This is a genomic window from Clostridium aciditolerans, assembly GCF_016316925.1.
Classification (GTDB): domain Bacteria; phylum Bacillota; class Clostridia; order Clostridiales; family Clostridiaceae; genus Clostridium_AM; species Clostridium_AM aciditolerans.
This window is the reverse complement of sequence record NZ_JAEEGB010000014.1, coordinates 177,568-196,438: the sequence shown is the minus strand read 5'-3', so window position 1 is coordinate 196,438 and position 18,871 is coordinate 177,568. Positions and strand designations below refer to the sequence as shown.

Sequence of the window (18,871 nt, the reverse complement as noted above, 5' to 3'; positions counted from 1 at the left end):
CTTAATTAAAAAACTTAACAAGAAATTTAATACCTTAAATTATTATACCATCTTTTATTTCTATTATTCGATCCGCCTTCTTAGCTATTCTATCATCGTGAGTAATAACTACAAAAGTTGTACCAAATTTCTTATTTATATCTCTAAATATTTTATATATGCCTTCAGCAGAATTAGAATCCAAATTACCTGTTGGTTCATCTGCTAAAATAATCTTAGGTTTATTCATAAGAGCTCTAGCAATAGCTACTCTCTGCTGCTGCCCGCCAGATAAATTATATATCTTACTCTTCATTATGCTAGATAAACCAACTAACTCAAGCAATAGCTCTGCTCTTTCACGGGTCTTCCTTCCATAGAAAAACCTCTTAATTGTATGAGGCATAAGTACATTTTCTAACGCATTAAATTCAGGTAGAAGATAGTGAAACTGAAATACAAATCCTATTTTCCGATTTCGAAGGGCAGCTAGAGTTATTCTGCTCATTTTATCTATTCTACTACCATCTATATAAACTTCTCCATTAGTCGGTTTATCTAATGTACCAATTATATTTAAAAGTGTAGTTTTTCCACTGCCGGAAGCACCTATAATAGCCGTAAAGGCACTCCCCTCTATAGTTAGATTCACATTACGAAGAACTTGAGTTTTAACTCTGCCTCCATAAATCTTATCTACATCCTTTAACTCTATAACATTACCCATTCTTTATTACCTCCACAGGACTCAATCTAAAGGAATTTACAGCCGGGAAAAAAGCTGCTAAGGTTGCTGCGACTATATCTATTAAAGCAGATTTGCCTATAAACCTATGGCTAACAATAATGTTTATTACTGGCGTACCTTCTGGAGTAATTATATATGTATTAAAACACTTTATATATATATGTGTAAGCCAAATGCCTAAAGCAGTACCTAATACCCCAAGTATAAAAGCTTGTATAAAGAATACATAAGCAGCTGAAAAGTCCCTCATTCCCATAGCTTTTAAAATGCCAATTTGCTTATATTTTTGAACCACACTTATACCGAGTATACTTATAATACTCAAAACAGCTGCAAGCAGCACAAAAAGCTCAATTATGATAGTGCATATTTTCTGTCCAACTAGTCCACTAAATAAAAGCTTATTTTGATCCTTCCAGTTCTCCACCTTTAACTTTTTATCATTTAAACTTTTTTCTATGTGTTTCCCAGTAATATCAGCATTGTATACATCATTTACACCTATTTCTATAGATGTAACCTTATCTCCAAAGCCCAATAAGTCTTGTGCTGTTTTTAAATCTGTAATAAGCCAAGTTCTATTTACCTTAACCGCTCCTAAATCGTAAAAACCCGCCAAAGTAAGCTCAATTTTTTTCTTGTCTATAGTTATTATAGTTATCTTGTCTCCAACATTAACTCCTAACCTTTCCTTTAAATCTCTACCTATTAAAGCTTGACCACTATCCTCTAGCATCTTTCCTTCATAAATTCTATCCTTCATTCTGTAAAGTGAATTAAGGTCGTTATAAATAAATCCCCTTATTTGTACAGACTCTGTCATATCGTTTAGTTTTATAAAGGCTTGATAATCCACTACAGGGGCTGCCGATTTTATATCTTTATCTGCTTTTATAATCTTATTCTTTTTGTCCTGCCAATCCGCTATGCCTCCCTTTGTTGAATATACAGTTATATGAGCAGAACTCCCTATAACCTTATTTAATAACGTAGATTCAAGGCCTTTACTTAATAGTCCTATAAATATCTGAACAGATACCCCGATAGCTATCCCTAATATTATTACAAGTGTTTGTATTTTGTTGTATCTCAGAAATCGACCTGCTATTTTAAACGATGTAAGCATATTTATTCCTCCAAATTTTACCCCATTTCCAATTACATGAAACTAAATATAAAGATAAAATAACCATTATCACTATACATAAAAAACTTTTTAAAATCTTACTCATGACTTCTCTTTATCATATATAAAACAAATATACGAGAAATTAATTATTCTGAATTAGGATTTTATATCTAATACTATATACATACGTATATTAATTTCAATTAATGGGTTAGTTTAACAATAAGTCTTAAAAACCTTAGTCGAACAAGTCTAAAGTGCAAAAGGTAATAAAGTCTATACTCTATAACAAGTTGAAATCTAATCGTATGGAGTTTGCCTAACTAGATACTATTACGTAAATGTTATATAATACCTCCAGTAATTTCAAATTTAAACTTTTTCTTATTTGAAAGTCAAAATAATTCCAAAAACGACATTAAAACATTTTCAACAAGTCTTAATTTTTCCATACCACCCTATTTATTGAAATTAGCGCACGTATATATATTATAAAGGAATATATGTCTTAATTTGGTAGAAACCTAAATATAACAACTTGAAGTATGCTATTAAATATTTAGATATATATAAAAGTACAAGCTATTATGCAACAAAAAGAGTTATAGATTTTTGAAGATTATCATTTTGTAAAATAAGGTTTTCGGGGGAAATTAATATGAATGTATATGATTTAATGGACAAATATTCAAAAACAAATTTAATTCTTCGTAAATATAGAAATAGCTCTATGAAGTATGAAGAATTAATTAGAAAATCTGATGCACTAGCATCATATATAATTAAACGATTTGATAATAATAAGATGCCTATTGTTGTTTGTGGACATAAGGAACATTTGATGCTCGTTTGTTTTCTTTCCTGTACTAAATCTGGGCATGCTTATATACCAGTAGACAGTTCTATGTCTAAGGAAAGAATTAAGTATATAGTTGAAAATTCAAATTCAAAATTAATTTTTAATATATCAGATAATAAGCTACATTTAGATAATATAGACATTAAAAATTGTGCGGAAATAGAGACAATAATAAATAGTCATGCAACAATGATTCCCGACAAAATATATAGAGTTCAGGATGAAGACATTCACTACATCATATGTACATCAGGAAGTACAGGAAAGCCTAAGGGTGTAAAAACAACCTCCAATTGCCTTAAAAGTTTTGTTAATTGGGCATTAACGTTATGGGATTATTCAGAAGGAACACACTACGTATTTATGAATCAGGCACCTTTTTCTTTTGATTTATCGGTAATGGATTTATATCTCTCATTATATACAGGTTCCACATTATTCAGTATTGACAATCAAATGATAAGTAATATGAAAGAGTTATTTAGTTATTTAAAATCATCAGATATTAATATATGGGTGTCAACTCCTTCTTTTGCAGAAATGTGTCTTACTGACATCAATTTTAACAATAATCTTTTACCTAGATTAAAAGTGATGTTATTTTGCGGAGAAGTATTAACAAATAATTGTGTACAAAAACTACAAAATAGATTCAAATACATAAGTATTATAAATCTCTATGGTCCCACAGAGGCAACTGTAGCAGTTACAGCGATAAAAATAGATACAGAGCTTTCTAGTAATGTTAATCCTCTACCTGTAGGTTATATAAAAAATGATTGTAAGCTTTTTATTGTTGAAAAAAATAATAGCGTTCTAAATAACGATGAAGATTGCTTAGAATTCAACGGGGTAAGTTACCGTATACTTCCTGAGGGAGAAAAGGGGGAAATTATTATATCTGGGAAAAGCGTTAGTCCTGGTTACTTTAATAATAATGAAATTTCTAAAAATGTATTTTCTAAAAGAATAATAAACGGTATAGAAAATAGATATTACAAAACAGAAGACGAAGGATATATAAAAGATAATCTGTTATACTATTGCGGCAGAATAGATTCTCAGATAAAGCTTGATGGCTTGAGAATTGAGCTTGAGAATATAGCGAATAGCCTAAGAGAAATTGAATTTATAGAAAATGCTGTAGTATTGCCAGTAAAAAAAGAAAATAAACTTCAATACTTAGCTGCAGTGGTTACATTAAATAAAGTTCTTCTCAAAAAAGATTTTGAAGTAGGGCTTGTGATCAAAGAAAAACTAAAGAATTTATTATCTAATTATATGATACCTAGAAAAATTATTATTAAAGAACATCTTCCTATGACCATAAATGGAAAAATAAATAGAAGACTTCTAACAGAGGAATTGAAATGATTCCTAAATATTAATTTTTAAATCTAGGTTATAGATTTTTTCCTCCTAATTTAAAAGGCTGGTATTAATTTTTCCAGCCTTTTAAAATTGCAAAACAATATCTATTTTATACAATATTTCAATTAAATTTTATAGTATTTAGTTTTGTACTAAAAAATGAAAATAGAAGTCATTCATACTCCTGCTTTTATTTACAACTTATTAATGAGCTTTCCTAAATTTTTATTCTTTGATTATAGATGCTGCCACTTCTTGCTCTGTTAAATTTTCTTTGTTATAAGATTCTTTCCTTTTAGAATTAGCACTTATATTAACACTTGAAAGATAATCCATAAGCTCTTCTCTTAAATCATTGCGTTTTAAAGCATATTCTATATTAGCCTGTAAAAATCCAAGCTTATCCCCTACATCATATCTTATTCCTTCAAAACAATAGGAATACATAGCTTCTTGTTTTGCTAACTCCTTCAATGCATCAGTTAGTTGTATTTCTCCACCTTTCCCAGGTTTAGTTTTTTCAAGTATTTCAAATATTTTAGGAGTTATTATATATCTTCCCAAAATAGCGATGTTTGATGGTGATTCTTCTATTTTGGGTTTCTCTACTAAGTCCTTCACCTTATAAACTTTGTCTTCAATTTTTACGCCTTTTACAATACCATACTTAGATACCTGCGTTTTATCAACTGGCTGTACTCCTAATATAGAAGTTTTATACTCATTATAAGAATTTATTAATTGTTTTAAGCATGGTACTTTACTATCAACTATATCATCACCTAACATAACAGCAAAAGGCTCATCTCCTACAAAGGCTTTAGCACGACTTATAGCATGTCCTAAACCTTTAGGCTCCTTTTGTCTTATATAATGGATATCAACCATATTAGATATATTTTGTACTAATTCAAGTAGCTTTTCTTTATTATTATTTTGAAGCTCGTCTTCTAGTTCAACAGATTTATCAAAGTGATCTTCTATAGCCCTTTTGTTTCTTCCTGTTATAATTAGTATTTCTTCAATACCTGAAGCTACAGCTTCTTCAATTATATATTGAATTGTTGGTTTATCTACTATTGGTAGCATTTCTTTTGGTTGAGCTTTTGTTACTGGTAAAAATCTTGTACCTAATCCCGCCGCAGGGATTATTGCTTTTTTTACTTTCATTAATATTACATCCTTTCAACTTCAGTATCGTTCTAAAAAAATTGTCATATATTATATTTTTACTTTTTCAAGAAAAACTTTTAACGCCTCTCTCCAATCTCTCATCTCATCTCCAACGCTACATCTCAACATCATATTATCTAACGACGAAAAAGCTGGCCTTTCAGCAGCCCTATTGATCTTATTAGACGTAGTTGGACTAACAGTACACTCTATTTCCTTAAACTTGACTATCGCCTTTGCAAAATCATACCATGTACACTCACCAGTACCTGTGCAATGATATATTCCATACTCATCAGTCAAAGCAATTTTTAAAATATGATGTGCTAAATCCTCTGCATTAGTCGGATTCCCCCTCTGATCATTCACTACCTCCAAATGTCCTTTTTCCTTTGCAGCTTTCATAATTGTCTTTACAAAGTTATTCCCATTATATCCATAAAGCCATGCAGTTCTTACTATAAAATATCTTAAGCAGCACTCTCTAACATAGTTCTCTCCAAGCAGCTTTGTTTCCCCATACACACTTACTGGATTAGTTACATCATATTCCCTATATGGAATAGTTCCATTACCTCGAAACACATAATCTGTTGATATGTGTATAAGTTTTGCATCTACTTGTTCACAAGCAATAGCTAAGTTTCTCGGTCCTAGCGAATTCACTTTTAAAGCTAAATCCCGATTATTTTCACAGCTATCTACGTTAGTATAAGCTGCCGAATTTATAACAATATCAGGTTTAACTTCATTTATGAAACTTTTTACTAATTCTAAATTTGATATATCTAATTCTTCTATATCTACTCCTATAATTTCAGAGTTTCTATAATCCTGTGGTATAGTACCTAATTCCGATGCTCCTTCTTTTAATATATTGATAATTTGACTACCTAATTGTCCTCTACAGCCTGTAATTAATATTTTCATTTTACTACTCTCCTAGAAACTAAAATTCTATTTTGCTTTCTTCTAAAGTTGAAGCATTTTTATCTTTTTCAGACAATAAAATTTCTTCTATTTCCTCTAAAGGCCATTGTATATTTATATCTGGATCATTCCAAGCAATACCGCCTTCATGCTCAGGATGATATAGGTTTGTACACTTATACACAAATTCTGCTTCATTAGAAGTTACTAGAAAGCCATGTGCAAAGCCTTCTGGGACATAAAACTGTTTTTTATTTTCTTGAGTTAAAAGCACTCCATACCACTGCCCATAGGTTTTAGATTTTCTTCTTAAATCTATTGCTACGTCAAAAACCTCACCTTTTATTACCCTAACAAGCTTTCCTTGAGGATATTTAGTTTGAAAATGCATTCCTCTAAGTACTCCTTTTCTCGACTTTGATTGGTTATCTTGAACAAAAACCATATCTAAGCCTTGAGCTTTGAAATCCTCGTAATTATATGTTTCCGTAAAGTAACCTCTATTATCTCCAAATACCTTAGGCTCAATAACATACAATCCCTGAATAGGAGTTACCGTAAATTTAAATTGTCCCATGAATATACCTCCTACTTTTCTTCATACATTTTTTCATAATACTTTTGATATTCTCCTGAGGTTATATTATTCATCCAATCCTTGTTATCTAAATACCACATTATAGTTTTGTTGATTCCAATTTCAAAAGTAGTTTCAGGATACCATCCTAATTCTTCTTTTATCTTAGTTGGATCTATCCCATATCTCCTGTCATGACCTTTTCTGTCTTCTACATATTTAATTAGACTCTCTGTTATTTTCTTATCTACATTTTCATTTAAGTAGTTTATAACTGTCTTAACTAATTGAATATTGGTTCTTTCATTATGTCCACCTACGTTATAAACCTCTCCTAATCTTCCTTTGTTTATAACCATATCTATTGCCTTACAATGATCTTTTACATATAACCAATCTCTTATATTAGATCCGTCACCATATACAGGTAAAGATTTGTGGTTTAAACAATTATTTATTATTAATGGTATTAACTTTTCAGGAAATTGATATGGACCATAGTTATTTGAACATCTTGTTATATTTATTGGCATCTTATATGTATCAGCATAAGCCTTTACCATTAAATCTGCACCTGCTTTACTTGATGAATATGGACTATGTGGATCTAATGGTGTTGTTTCCATAAAAAAGCCTGTTTCTTCAAGTGATCCATATACTTCATCTGTAGAAACTTGAAGATATTTCTTACCTTCTTTAAAACCATCCTGTATTTCCCATGCCTTTTTTGCTGCATTTAATAATGTAACTGTTCCTAATACATTAGTCTTTACAAATACTTCTGGTTCTCTTATACTTCTATCTACATGTGATTCAGCTGCAAAATTTACTACGTAATCTATATCATAGTTTTCAAATAATGCTTCTATTAGTTCTTTATCACATATATCTCCTGGAACAAATATGTGGTTAGGATTATTTTCTATATTTTTAAGATTTTCCAAGTTTCCTGCATAGGTAAGCTTGTCTAAATTGATTATTTTTATATTATTGTATCTATTTAACATATATATAACAAAATTTGAACCTATAAAACCTGCTCCACCTGTAACCAAATAAGTCTTCATCTTTAATCCTCCGGAAAATTAATTTATTTGCTTCAAGAACTGATTTTTTAATTTATACCAAATATCACCACCTATTCCTATATTATATATATACGTATATTAATTCTAATTACTGCGGTAGGATAAAAAAAATTAAAAAAATAACAATCCTCATAGGTATTTTCTCAAATACATATAAGAATTGTTATAGTAAAATAGGTGATATTACGTGCCCTAGTGGGAACATGATTTGTTAAATCCACTTGCTCCTAATTCTCCTTTTCCCACAAAGATAAAGGTATAAATTTAGGAATATTACTAATAATGTTATTGTTATCTTCAGGAACAAATACTATAGCAATATTTAGTTTCTTTACATGATTTACATGAATAGTAAGCTTTCTTATTCCCTCATTTTTATTTTGCCCTATTGGATTTGGTGAGGAGCTAAGAGGTTTTGCATCCATTTCATTAAATCTTAAATTTTTATCTGGAGATATAATATGAATCCAAAGCTTCTTATTTCCATCATTTAATACGGCAGTCTGCCCATTATCTTCTATGGATATATTCTTACTGGTATGCATAAACCACCAAACATCTCCAAAATCTTTAAGCTCTATTTCGTCCTGCAATAAAACTTTTGTTCTATTATCAAATATCATTAATCCTCTTAAAGACTTAACAGCATCATTATATGCTGAAGTTGTATTAATTATAGAAAATGCTTTATCAGTCATACTCTTAAAAGAAACTACTTTAGTTATTCCATTAGGATTTTGATCTGCTCCTTTATTAGGATTTATAACTATTGTATTCTGCCCCTCTGCTCTTTTCCTATAATAACTCCAACGATTTAAATTATTTTTACTCATATTAAAATATCCTGGTAAATTATAGTTATCTGCTCCAAGTTCCTCAGCCCACTGTACACCATTAGCTTGTATTACAAAATCTCCACTATCGAGGTCAGTATGATTCCTATTTTCAAAATTAAAGCCTTTAATTGCTGCAAATATTCCTGTTGCATTATCCCATGAGCTTCTAAAGGTTGTTATTTCTGATCTTCTAAAATAATTATCTAAAGGCAGTTCATTTTTTTTAGTATTACTATAAATTTTGCTAGAATACCATAACATATCTAATGCTGTTGGATTACTATCTGCATATATGGTTCTCTGCCATACATAATAAGGCTTATTATATACTTTACCTAACCACATCATTTCTGGTCCTAAAACTTTCCTGCCACTACTATCTCCATATCCAAAACTATATTTTTCTTGTCCAGATGCATGAATTATAAAGTCTCCCGTTTTTTCTAGGCCTGGACTACTTAATAAATTAAAATCTATTCCTAATGCAATTTTCATTGATGAAATTAGCGAACTTAAGTATACAGTCCCATATTGCCAATAATCTGTACCTTCATTCCATGCTCCATCTGGTGCATAGCCCATAATACCATTGGGAATATATTTTATCACATATTCTAAAATGGCATTACATATTACTGGCTCTTCCTCTGCTATGGCCAAAGCTGCTATACCAACACCAGCATTACAAACAAGATTCCAATTGGCATTACTATTTTTCCACCAACTATCATTAGAGTTACTCATATATAACTTTAGAGCAGGATTTAAACCTTTTTGTATTATCATATTTCTTATAATTTCTTTTTGTTTATAGCTCCAATCATAGTAAAGCCAATCATATGCAATAGCTAGTGCATTAATCATTTCTGCTGTATCAAGAAAATGTTTAGGATTAAAATCTTTAAATTTACTTACCGCTTCAATTTCTTTCCACAATCTATCTTTATATTTACTATCTCCATGCAATTTATACATAATTGCCAAATTATACACTCTTTCTAGTACCTGCCTACTTATAGGCAAAAGGCTTGTACCATCTTCTAACTCATACTTAACTGTTGGATCACTAAGTATTTTGTCTGCAGAAACTTTCAGTTTTTTATCCCATAGTTTTTCATGATCATCAGTATTTATGATTCTCCTTAGATTATTAAAATCATTTTTACTGGCAATAATTCTTGGATGTTCTTTAATACTTTTAATAACTACATTAGTATTATTGCTTTGAATATAATTAAAACTATTAACGCTTCCAATTGAATCGGAAGATATCATTAAAAGAACTGTACAGATGAGTTTTAAACTAATTAGTTTAAAGCGATTTTTCTTCATATCCATAAGGATGATTCTTATGCCAATTCCACGCTGTTTCTACAATAGTCTCAATTGAATTATACTTAGGATTCCAACCTAATTGTTTCTTAGCTTTATCACTTGAAGCAATAAGAATAGCTGGATCACCTTCTCTTCTCGGTGCAACTTCAGCCTCAATATTACATCCTGTAACTTTTCTACATACTTCTATAATCTGTTTTACTGAGAATCCAGTTCCATTACCTAGATTACAAATAATACTTTGTCCACCATTTTTTAATCTATTTACTGCAAGTAAATGAGCATTGGCTAAATCAGTTACATGTATATAATCTCTTATGCAAGTTCCATCTTCTGTACTATAATCATCACCATAAATCATTATTTTATCTCTTTGTCCTAAAGCAACTTGAAGTATAATTGGAATTAGGTGAGACTCTGGCTTATGATCTTCTCCAATTTTACCGCTTACGTGCGCTCCAGCAGCATTGAAATATCTTAAAGCAGTATATTTAATTCCATATGCTTTATCACACCATTTTAATATTTTCTCTACTGTTAGTTTTGATTCACCATAAGGATTAGTTGGAAAAGTTTTATCCTCCTCTTCTATAGGTACTCTATCCGGTTCTCCATAGGTAGCCGCTGTGGATGAAAAGACTATATTTTTAACATTATAATCTCTCATTGCTTCTAATAAATTTATAGTACCACCAACATTATTATTAAAATATTTTAATGGTTCAATTACACTTTCACCTACTAAAGAATCTGCAGCAAAATCAATAACTGCTTCTATGTTATTTTCAGTAAAAACCTTATCTAATATTTTTTTATTTCTTAAATCTCCTTCATAAACTTTACCACCAAGAATGGCATATCTGTGACCTTTTTGAAAATTATCTATTATTACAACATCTTCACCTTTTTCTAAGAGTTCAGCTACCATGTGACTTCCTATGTAGCCTGCTCCTCCACAAACTAAAATACTCATAAAATTTTTCTCCCTTTATATCACTATTCAATATTTTTATAGTCTTATCCTTTTAGGAGTGTAGCTTATTTGAAAGTATCTAGAGTTTAATTTTATATACTTCACTCTTAACTGCGAATAATCCTATTATATATAATACAACAGCTATAATACCATAAACTAGTATCGATAATATAATATTACTAATTTTAAAGGCATCTTTTATTATTATGCCTATTATTAAAACTGCAGCACTTACCAAAACAATCTTCAAGTTCTCTACTAATATATATTTTTTATTACACTTTATTTGATATTGCTTTTTAAACCTAATTAATATGCTAGTTAATGAATATATTGAAGTAATAACTGTTCCTAATATTACTCCGTACAATCCTATAAAAAAAGATAAAACAATACTAATTATAATATTAAAAATACTGGCATATAAACTATTTACAAAAGTTGTTTTAGTATTGCCTTTTGCATAAAAGTACCTGTACATCGCATCTCTAATAACGTTTATTGGAAGGCCTATCATATATATTAGTGAACAAGTATATACCATATTTGTAGTAGATTTATCAAATTTTCCTCTTTGATATAGTAATACTATTCCGTCTTTACCTATAATAATAAATCCTACCACTATTAAACACATAAGCGCATTAAAAAATGTACAGTAATCAAATAATACTTTTTGTCCATTTTCTTTATTAATATTTTTGGTAATCTTAGGATATATATATGTCATTATATTTCCTATCAATAACATATTAATCATTGATATTATTGTATTTGAATATGTAAGGATTGATATTTTCCCTTGTCCTAGATTTGATGATATAAGTGAGTTAGTCAGCAAAGATACTTGATATAAGCCAGAGCTAAACATTGTTGGAATAAATACTCTTAACATATTCCTTAATTCTTCATCATTAAAATTAATTATAGGTTTGTATTTAAATCCTTCTTTATGTGTAAGATAATATTGTATTCCAGCATTTAAAAACATAGTAATAAGTATATAAAAAGCAAATTCATATATAGATAAATTTGCATGGGTAACCACTAATAGAGTTAATAATATATTAGTCAGAAGAGTAATAACTTTAGGTATGTTAAATTTTCCATTACATTGGAAAACGGCATTAGTTACCCCTAAAATTGTATTAAAAAATTGAGTTACCAAGGTTATTAACATAATATTACATGCAACTTCTACAAACTCACTTGATCCTGAAGAAAATGCCGAAACTATATATTTTTTCCCTAAAAAAATTAAAAATATACATATTAATGATGCACTATATAAGATTGTTATAAAATTATTAATAGATTTATTATCTTTTTTATTTATCATAGCAGGAATAAGAACTGTAGTAATTCCTGTTCCAATAAAACTAAATATAAAAGTACCTATACTGTTAGAAAAATTAAAGGCATCCATTTGAACCGTTGCTCCGAAGTTTGCAGCTGTTACAGAAGCTTTTATTAAAGTTACTGCCTGAGTTATTAATGTTAAGAAAATCATAGTTGCTAATTGTATAAACGCTAGTTTATTTGAGCTCATCTCTTTACTTCTAATATTTAACATACTTGTCCAACACCTCGAATTGTTCTTCTGCTTCAAGAAAAATTTTACTATCCTTTATCTTATTTTTAGAAATTGTATCTAATATATGTTTTTCATTTAAATTTTCTAAGTCTTGTATATATGTATATTCATCTATCAGATCTATCTCTTTAAGTACATTATAGGTTTTACTGCTATATATTATTGGATATAACCCTTGTCCAAACACTTGTGATAAAATGCAAGCATGAAATCTTGTTCCAATTATATTTTCCATAGCCTTAAATTTATCTAAAAATCTTTCTATATCACCATTATAATTTTCTATATTTATATAATTACTGTATTTATCATCTAAATTATTAGTTATTTCCTCTATAATTTTCATATCACCTTCCCTTTCACAAAATGAAAATAAAGTAATTTTAATTTCTCTATTTATCGCTTCTTTTATTATATCGACTATTTTATTAATATATATTTTTTGATATTCTATTAGTTCTTTTCTATTTTTTAAGTCTATTAAAGATATACCTAAGGAGTTTTCTAATTTTTCTATTTTTTTAGTTTTCAACTGAAATACTATGTCAGGAGCAACTCTAGCATTATCTAAATAGCTAAATAAGTCATATGAATACTTATCTCTAAAACAAATGTCCTTACAATTCCCAAATAAACTTTTATACTTTTCAAAAAATTCTTCAGACTTAAATGGTCCAAAATTACACCCTATAAAAAAAATAGATTTTTCATTAAAAGATCTAAAAATTTTTTGCCTATAAGTATATGTACGCTTCCAATTTTCTGTTTCCATAAATATAGAACCACCAATAAAAACAACTGCATCGTACTTCTTATATAATAACTTTTCTAATTCAAGTTTTCTAAATACCTTATGACAAAATGTATTTATTATCTTTACATTTTTGTATTTAGCAAAAATTTTTCTGTAATTTTCATCATTTACATCCATTGTCCATTCAACATCATTATATCTTTCAAATAGTATTTTTAAAAAAAGATCATCTCCGAAATTTTTAGCAAAGTATGCAATAACTAAAACTTTTTTCATATATTCTCCTACTCTTTCTTATATAAATATCAATTGATTTCTAATGAAGCAAAAAACTCATCTGTCGTCTTATAGTTTCTATTTATATCAACTGATTTTTTTCTAGATACTATTTGTGCTGGGTTTCCAGCAACAATACTATTATCTGGTATATCCTTAGTTACTACTGTATTTGCTCCTATCGTTACATTATCACCTATGCTTACTGGACCAATAATTTTAGCTCCAGCACCAATAAAAACATTATCGCCTATTGTGGCTAACTCTTCTCTACCTTTATATAAATTATTTCCTATGGTTACCCCTTGCAAAATTGAACAGTTTCTGCCGATTTTTACATGACTATTTACAACTATTCCTGCAAAATGACTAATAAGAAAACCTTCTTTTATTTCAGTAGTATAAGGTATATCTATGCCATATTTATATTGTAATTTTCTAAATCTAAATTTTAAAATTTTAAATAGTATTTTTTCTATAACATTTTTTTTCTTCATGTAAAAATATTTGCATATTCTCATTAAAAATATATACTTAAATCCTGGTTCCACAGAAATTGAAAATATATATTTAAGTACTTTTATTGTTGTAAATTCTTGACCTGTTTGTCTATAGAAATCACAATATAGTGTGTAAATTAAATCCTTGTATTCCATGTTCCACTCCCTACAATAGATTATTTTACTTATTTTTTATAAATTTTTGTAACTATAAATATATATCATAATTTTTTTCATATATTTCCTTGTTTAGTTCTATATAAATATCATATTATTATGTAAATTAAATATGGAAGTTTATATTTTGCTAAAAATAAAATAAGATTATTTCTTTTCCCATATAAACTTAAATCAACACTTTTAATAGAATTCATAATAATCTTATCTTCACACATCTCTCTAATAGCATTTATTTTTTCCGCTCTGCTTTTAGGATTGTTCCTTCTTCCTTCATTAATTATAGACATTAAAAAGTATTTTATAATTAACTTATCTACTTTATCTTTAGCTTCTAAACATAAGTTATTATTTTTTAAAAAATCTTTTAAATATAAAATTATAGTTCTATAGATTGATTTCCAACAATCTTTTTTATACCTCATAGTTGCAGAATTAGTATTAATCAAATAATGATAATAAAATCCTTGATTTATAACGGCTTTATTTGTATGAATTAGAAACTCTAAATTAAATATAAAATCTTCTCCTATAATTAAATCTTCTTTAAATTTTATATTGTATTTTTCTATTATATCTTTCTTAAAAAGTTTGCCCAAAGGACCTCTGAAATTTCCCAAAATATGTTCCTTTTGGTTATCTTCTCTTTCAATTAGTGGAATTAATAAGTAGTTTTTTATGTCGTTTCCTTCCAAAACTTTTTTATGAATACTAGAATCTATGTATAGAATTTTACCGTTATTTTCTTTAACATAGTTGCACATACAAAATTCTGCATTATTTGCTGTTACCGAATTATAGAGTTCTTCAATCATATTATGTTCTATACAGTCATCTGAATCTATAAAAGTTACATATTCACCTTTCGCATATAATAAGCCTGTATTTCTTGCCTTAGATACACCTTTATTTTCTTTGTCTATAACTTTAATTCTTTTGTCTTTTATAGCGTATTCTTTACATATATTTAAACTATTATCAGAAGATCCATCGTTAATTAATATAATTTCTATTTCTTGAAGTGTTTGTCCCATTACGCTATCTAAGCACTTTTCTAAATAAGTTTGTGCATTGTATATAGGTATTATTATACTTACTTTAATCACTAAATCACCTCCGAACTCCTAAAAGTTCCATATTCGATTTCTTCTTATAAACAAAACAATATATTAGTAAATAATAGAATAAATTATTTACTATGTAGTATTGATTAGGATTAAAATTAGAACAGACTAAATTTGCTAAAAACACTCCTACTATAAACGCTTGTTCAATTTTATCATCACATTTTTTTAATGCACGTACTAGCAAATATATATTTAGCACAATAAATAATATGAACATTGCTATCCCATTCTCCACCATAATATTTAAATATTCAGAATGTATATCTAGATCGCTATAGCCAATAAAATTATATGCATAAAATTTATATTGCCCTGCTCCAATTCCACTCCAAAAGCCAACATAGTTCATAATATTATTAAATATAAAATCAAATTGAATCTTTCTAGAATCTTGAGTATTACCTCTCTGCTCAAAAAGTAGATAGTGAATTTTATCACCAAAAGCAGCTATTATAATTACTACTATTATTGCACACGTAGCAATTATCAATATTTTCTTTACTATCTTACTCATTGAATTCCATTTAGACATTATAAGATTGACAAATAATACAATAGTTATCCCAATATATCCTATTCTAGTTAATGTTAATATTGAAAAAATAGAAGTAAGTATAAGTGCTGATAGATTAACAGTATTTTTTCTTTTCAAATAATTAAAAAATACTACTGCAAATAATATAGCCCCTAAATTTCCTCCAGCATTATTTGTACCAGCTATTCCAACCACTCTTTTTACAAGTTCACTTCCTTGCGAATAGTAAATACTACTATTAAATTGTCCAAATAACAATTTCTTATTTGTTATAAACTGTGCTATTCCCAATACCCCATTAAAAATTGCAATATAGCTAAAGAAATTAGTTACATTGTGATATTCATACTCTTGAATATTTTTAAATATAAACCCAATAAAAAAAATACTTAAATAAGTCGGAACAATTTTCCAAAAACTAACCACATCATATACTTGCTTACTTGCATAAGATATAAAAATAGTAATTAAGAATATTATCATAAGAATGTTATCTAAACTTATTTTTTTTGTATTATTATTAATAGTAAAAATAGATATTATCCCAATTAAAAATAAGGTTAATGGTATGTATATACATTCACCTGTTCCAATTATGTATTGACTATAATTAATCTTAATTGATATGGCTAAACATGTTGAAAATAGCAATATTATTACATTCTTATACTTCTTATTTTTGAAATAATTTGAATTATTTAAAATAAACATAATAGTAGTTATTACAACTAATTCAATAAAAGTTTTTACATTCATTCTATATCTCCAATACTATCATTTTAAATTAGTGCATTAAAAATATCATTCCAGGCCTCAGATATTTTACTTAATGAAAAATCCTTTGCTCTTTCTATAGCTAACTTAGATATTTTATTTCTTTTTTCTTCATTATTTATTAAATCAAGCATTGCATTGGCTAATGAATCAACATCTTCACAGGGTACTAATATTCCATTTTCATAATTCCTAGTTATTATTTCTCTTGGACCGGAATTAGCAAATGCCACTACTGGCAATCCACATTCCATAGCTTCAGTTATTACAAGTCCAAACCCTTCCCATCTTGATGAGGAAACAAATATTGAAGAATCTAAATAATATTCTTTTATATTATTTGTAGGTGGTTTAATCTTAACTCTTTCAGTTAACTTTAAACCTTCAATTAATTGTTCTAATTTTTCTTTATCAGATCCATCTCCAACTATTTTCAATATCCAATCTTTATTTTTTAAACAAACTTTGCTAAATGCTTGTATAAGTAAATCTATTCCTTTTTGCCGTTCTTCTAATCTTCCAACAAATAAAATATTTTTTTTACTACAAGTAGATTTTTCATTAGACTCAAAACTAAGTGGATTATATATTACATCACAATCTATATCTTTTTTATTTTTATAGATAATTTTATCATGGTTGGTTAGAACAACATATTTATCTAATTTGTATATATATTTATTAAATAAGGTATCTAAATTCCAATAGTATCTATTTGGATTTTTTAAATATGCATTATAAGAATTGTGTTGCCAACCTAAAACTTTTGAATTTAAACTTTCTTTGATAGATCCCAATAAGATACTATATAATCCTTCAACACCTATAATTACATCATATTGCTTTTTATTTAAGTATTCCGCAAACTTTTTTCTAACTTTATTAGGAAAATATAGATTAATTAGTTTTTTATAATGAGTTTCCTTATTTAGTATGCCAGTTTTTCTATTAACATCTTTAATTATTTTTCTAAAAATTTTGCTTAATATATTTGTTTTATTTAAGCTGTTGTTAAATTCTACATTTATTTTATGGTTTAAATTATATAAATTATTATTGCCTTTTGGTTTTTCTGAAATACATAATATATCTATTTCATGTTCTTTAATTAATTCATTAGATAAGACTGATACAACTCTTTGTACTCCACCTAAACTAAATATGTTAGTCATAACAAAGCAAATCTTCATTTTTTATTCACCTATTTCGCTGTCACTGCAACTTCTCCTCTCGCCTTTTTTGTTTCCATTTCTTCTACTATACTTACTAAATATTTACCATATCCAGTTTTAATTAATGACTTTGCAAGTTCAATAACTTCTTGTGAGCTTATCCATCCTTGTCTATAAGCAATTTCTTCAAGACATGCTATATATGTTCCTTGAGTATTTTGAACTGCTTCAACGAAATTAGATGCTTGAAGCATAGATGCATGGGTTCCTGTATCAAGCCAAGCCATGCCTCTACCTAATAGTTGAACCTTTAAGGTTCCTTCTTCCATATAAGCTTTATTTAAATCAGTTATTTCAAGTTCTCCTCTTTCAGATGGCTTTAATTCTTTAGCTTTTTTAACTACTGAATTATCATAAAAATAAAGCCCTGGAACTGCATATTTTGACTTTGGTTTTTCAGGTTTTTCTTCTAAAGAAATAACTTTACCATTATCATCAAATTCAACCACCCCAAAAGCTTTTGGATTTTGTACGTAATACCCAAATACATATGCTCCATCTTCCAATGTTGCTGCTTCTTTTAGATGATTTGAAAAACTTTGTCCATAGAATATATTGTCACCTAAAATCATAGCTACATTATCATCACCTATAAATTCCTCTCCAATGATGAAGGCTTCTGCAAGTCCATTAGGCTTTTCTTGAACTGCATATTGAATCTTCAAGCCTAGCTCCTGTCCATCTTTAAAAAGTTCTTTAAAATTAACTATATCTCTTGGTGTTGAAATAATTAATATATCTTTAATCCCTGCAAGCATTAAAACTGACATTGGATAATAAATCATTGGTTTATCATATATTGACACCATTTGCTTTGACATCGCTTTTGTCACAGGATAGAGTCTTGTTCCTGAACCTCCTGCTAATACTATACCTTTCATTAGATTCACCTCTACTTTTT

The 18,871-nt window shown here is 28.1% G+C and carries 16 protein-coding genes; 1 reads left to right on the top strand and 15 read right to left on the bottom strand.

Annotated features, from left to right (window positions below; translation table 11 throughout):
- Window positions 1-34: 34 nt before the first annotated feature.
- Window positions 35-706, bottom strand: a complete 672-nt coding sequence (locus I6U51_RS13245; RefSeq protein ID WP_211143090.1) for an ABC transporter ATP-binding protein — start codon at window positions 704-706, stop codon at window positions 35-37.
- On the bottom strand, window positions 699-1,853 hold the full coding sequence (locus I6U51_RS13240; protein ID WP_211143089.1) for an ABC transporter permease: 1,155 nt from the start codon (window positions 1,851-1,853) through the stop codon (window positions 699-701). The genes I6U51_RS13245 and I6U51_RS13240 overlap by 8 nt, the downstream gene beginning before the upstream one ends.
- Before the next feature lie 661 nt (window positions 1,854-2,514).
- On the opposite strand from I6U51_RS13240, the gene dltA reads away from it, so the two are divergent.
- Window positions 2,515-4,089, top strand: a complete 1,575-nt coding sequence (gene dltA / locus I6U51_RS13235) for a D-alanine--poly(phosphoribitol) ligase subunit DltA (RefSeq protein WP_211143088.1) — start codon at window positions 2,515-2,517, stop codon at window positions 4,087-4,089.
- A 222-nt stretch (window positions 4,090-4,311) separates the two neighbouring features.
- On the opposite strand, the gene galU is transcribed toward dltA, so the two are convergent.
- The 13 genes from galU to rfbA all read right to left on the bottom strand — a co-directional run bounded on the left by galU (window position 4,312) and on the right by rfbA (window position 18,851).
- Window positions 4,312-5,256, bottom strand: coding sequence for a UTP--glucose-1-phosphate uridylyltransferase GalU (galU, locus tag I6U51_RS13230; RefSeq protein ID WP_211143087.1), 945 nt, complete (start codon window positions 5,254-5,256; stop codon window positions 4,312-4,314).
- Between the two features lie 51 nt (window positions 5,257-5,307).
- Window positions 5,308-6,189 carry a dTDP-4-dehydrorhamnose reductase gene (gene rfbD / locus I6U51_RS13225; RefSeq protein WP_211143086.1) on the bottom strand — a complete coding sequence of 294 codons (882 nt, stop codon included), beginning with the start codon at window positions 6,187-6,189 and terminating at the stop codon, window positions 5,308-5,310.
- 19 nt (window positions 6,190-6,208) lie between these two features.
- The gene (gene rfbC, locus I6U51_RS13220) at window positions 6,209-6,766 is read right to left on the bottom strand and encodes a dTDP-4-dehydrorhamnose 3,5-epimerase (protein WP_211143085.1); all 558 of its coding nucleotides are present in this window, start codon (window positions 6,764-6,766) and stop codon (window positions 6,209-6,211) included.
- A gap of 11 nt (window positions 6,767-6,777) precedes the next feature.
- Entirely contained in the window at window positions 6,778-7,833 is a 1,056-nt protein-coding gene (rfbB, locus tag I6U51_RS13215) for a dTDP-glucose 4,6-dehydratase (RefSeq protein ID WP_211143084.1), read from the bottom strand.
- 248 nt (window positions 7,834-8,081) lie between these two features.
- Entirely contained in the window at window positions 8,082-10,022 is a 1,941-nt protein-coding gene (locus I6U51_RS13210) for a coagulation factor 5/8 type domain-containing protein (RefSeq protein ID WP_211143083.1), read from the bottom strand.
- Window positions 10,003-10,998, bottom strand: a complete 996-nt coding sequence (gene galE / locus I6U51_RS13205) for a UDP-glucose 4-epimerase GalE (protein WP_211143082.1) — start codon at window positions 10,996-10,998, stop codon at window positions 10,003-10,005. The genes I6U51_RS13210 and galE overlap by 20 nt, the downstream gene beginning before the upstream one ends.
- Window positions 10,999-11,077: 79 nt before the next feature.
- Entirely contained in the window at window positions 11,078-12,574 is a 1,497-nt protein-coding gene (murJ, locus tag I6U51_RS13200; protein ID WP_211143081.1) for a murein biosynthesis integral membrane protein MurJ, read from the bottom strand.
- Window positions 12,561-13,625, bottom strand: a complete 1,065-nt coding sequence (locus I6U51_RS13195) for a polysaccharide pyruvyl transferase family protein (protein ID WP_211143080.1) — start codon at window positions 13,623-13,625, stop codon at window positions 12,561-12,563. The genes murJ and I6U51_RS13195 overlap by 14 nt, the downstream gene beginning before the upstream one ends.
- A 29-nt stretch (window positions 13,626-13,654) precedes the next feature.
- Window positions 13,655-14,281, bottom strand: a complete 627-nt coding sequence (locus tag I6U51_RS13190; protein WP_211143079.1) for a serine O-acetyltransferase — start codon at window positions 14,279-14,281, stop codon at window positions 13,655-13,657.
- Between the two features lie 110 nt (window positions 14,282-14,391).
- Complete coding sequence (locus I6U51_RS13185) at window positions 14,392-15,408, bottom strand: glycosyltransferase (RefSeq protein WP_211143078.1); 1,017 nt, start codon at window positions 15,406-15,408, stop codon at window positions 14,392-14,394.
- Between the two features lie 4 nt (window positions 15,409-15,412).
- Entirely contained in the window at window positions 15,413-16,720 is a 1,308-nt protein-coding gene (locus I6U51_RS13180; RefSeq protein ID WP_211143077.1) for an O-antigen ligase family protein, read from the bottom strand.
- Between the two features lie 23 nt (window positions 16,721-16,743).
- Window positions 16,744-17,928, bottom strand: a complete 1,185-nt coding sequence (locus I6U51_RS13175; protein ID WP_211143076.1) for a glycosyltransferase family 4 protein — start codon at window positions 17,926-17,928, stop codon at window positions 16,744-16,746.
- Window positions 17,929-17,939: 11 nt separating this feature from the next.
- The gene (gene rfbA, locus I6U51_RS13170; protein WP_211143075.1) at window positions 17,940-18,851 is read right to left on the bottom strand and encodes a glucose-1-phosphate thymidylyltransferase RfbA; all 912 of its coding nucleotides are present in this window, start codon (window positions 18,849-18,851) and stop codon (window positions 17,940-17,942) included.
- Between the last annotated feature and the right edge of the window lie 20 nt (window positions 18,852-18,871).

Bases quoted from the DNA above. Each gene is read 5' to 3' on its own strand.
- I6U51_RS13245 (WP_211143090.1), bottom strand. From the start codon at position 706: ATGGGTAATGTTATAGAGTTAAAGGATGTAGATAAGATTTATGGAGGC.
- I6U51_RS13240 (WP_211143089.1), bottom strand. From the start codon at position 1,853: ATGCTTACATCGTTTAAAATAGCAGGTCGATTTCTGAGATACAACAAA.
- dltA (WP_211143088.1), top strand. From the start codon at position 2,515: ATGAATGTATATGATTTAATGGACAAATATTCAAAAACAAATTTAATT.
- galU (WP_211143087.1), bottom strand. From the start codon at position 5,256: ATGAAAGTAAAAAAAGCAATAATCCCTGCGGCGGGATTAGGTACAAGA.
- rfbD (WP_211143086.1), bottom strand. From the start codon at position 6,189: ATGAAAATATTAATTACAGGCTGTAGAGGACAATTAGGTAGTCAAATT.
- rfbC (WP_211143085.1), bottom strand. From the start codon at position 6,766: ATGGGACAATTTAAATTTACGGTAACTCCTATTCAGGGATTGTATGTT.
- rfbB (WP_211143084.1), bottom strand. From the start codon at position 7,833: ATGAAGACTTATTTGGTTACAGGTGGAGCAGGTTTTATAGGTTCAAAT.
- I6U51_RS13210 (WP_211143083.1), bottom strand. From the start codon at position 10,022: ATGAAGAAAAATCGCTTTAAACTAATTAGTTTAAAACTCATCTGTACA.
- galE (WP_211143082.1), bottom strand. From the start codon at position 10,998: ATGAGTATTTTAGTTTGTGGAGGAGCAGGCTACATAGGAAGTCACATG.
- murJ (WP_211143081.1), bottom strand. From the start codon at position 12,574: ATGTTAAATATTAGAAGTAAAGAGATGAGCTCAAATAAACTAGCGTTT.
- I6U51_RS13195 (WP_211143080.1), bottom strand. From the start codon at position 13,625: ATGAAAAAAGTTTTAGTTATTGCATACTTTGCTAAAAATTTCGGAGAT.
- I6U51_RS13190 (WP_211143079.1), bottom strand. From the start codon at position 14,281: ATGGAATACAAGGATTTAATTTACACACTATATTGTGATTTCTATAGA.
- I6U51_RS13180 (WP_211143077.1), bottom strand. From the start codon at position 16,720: ATGAATGTAAAAACTTTTATTGAATTAGTTGTAATAACTACTATTATG.
- I6U51_RS13175 (WP_211143076.1), bottom strand. From the start codon at position 17,928: ATGAAGATTTGCTTTGTTATGACTAACATATTTAGTTTAGGTGGAGTA.
- rfbA (WP_211143075.1), bottom strand. From the start codon at position 18,851: ATGAAAGGTATAGTATTAGCAGGAGGTTCAGGAACAAGACTCTATCCT.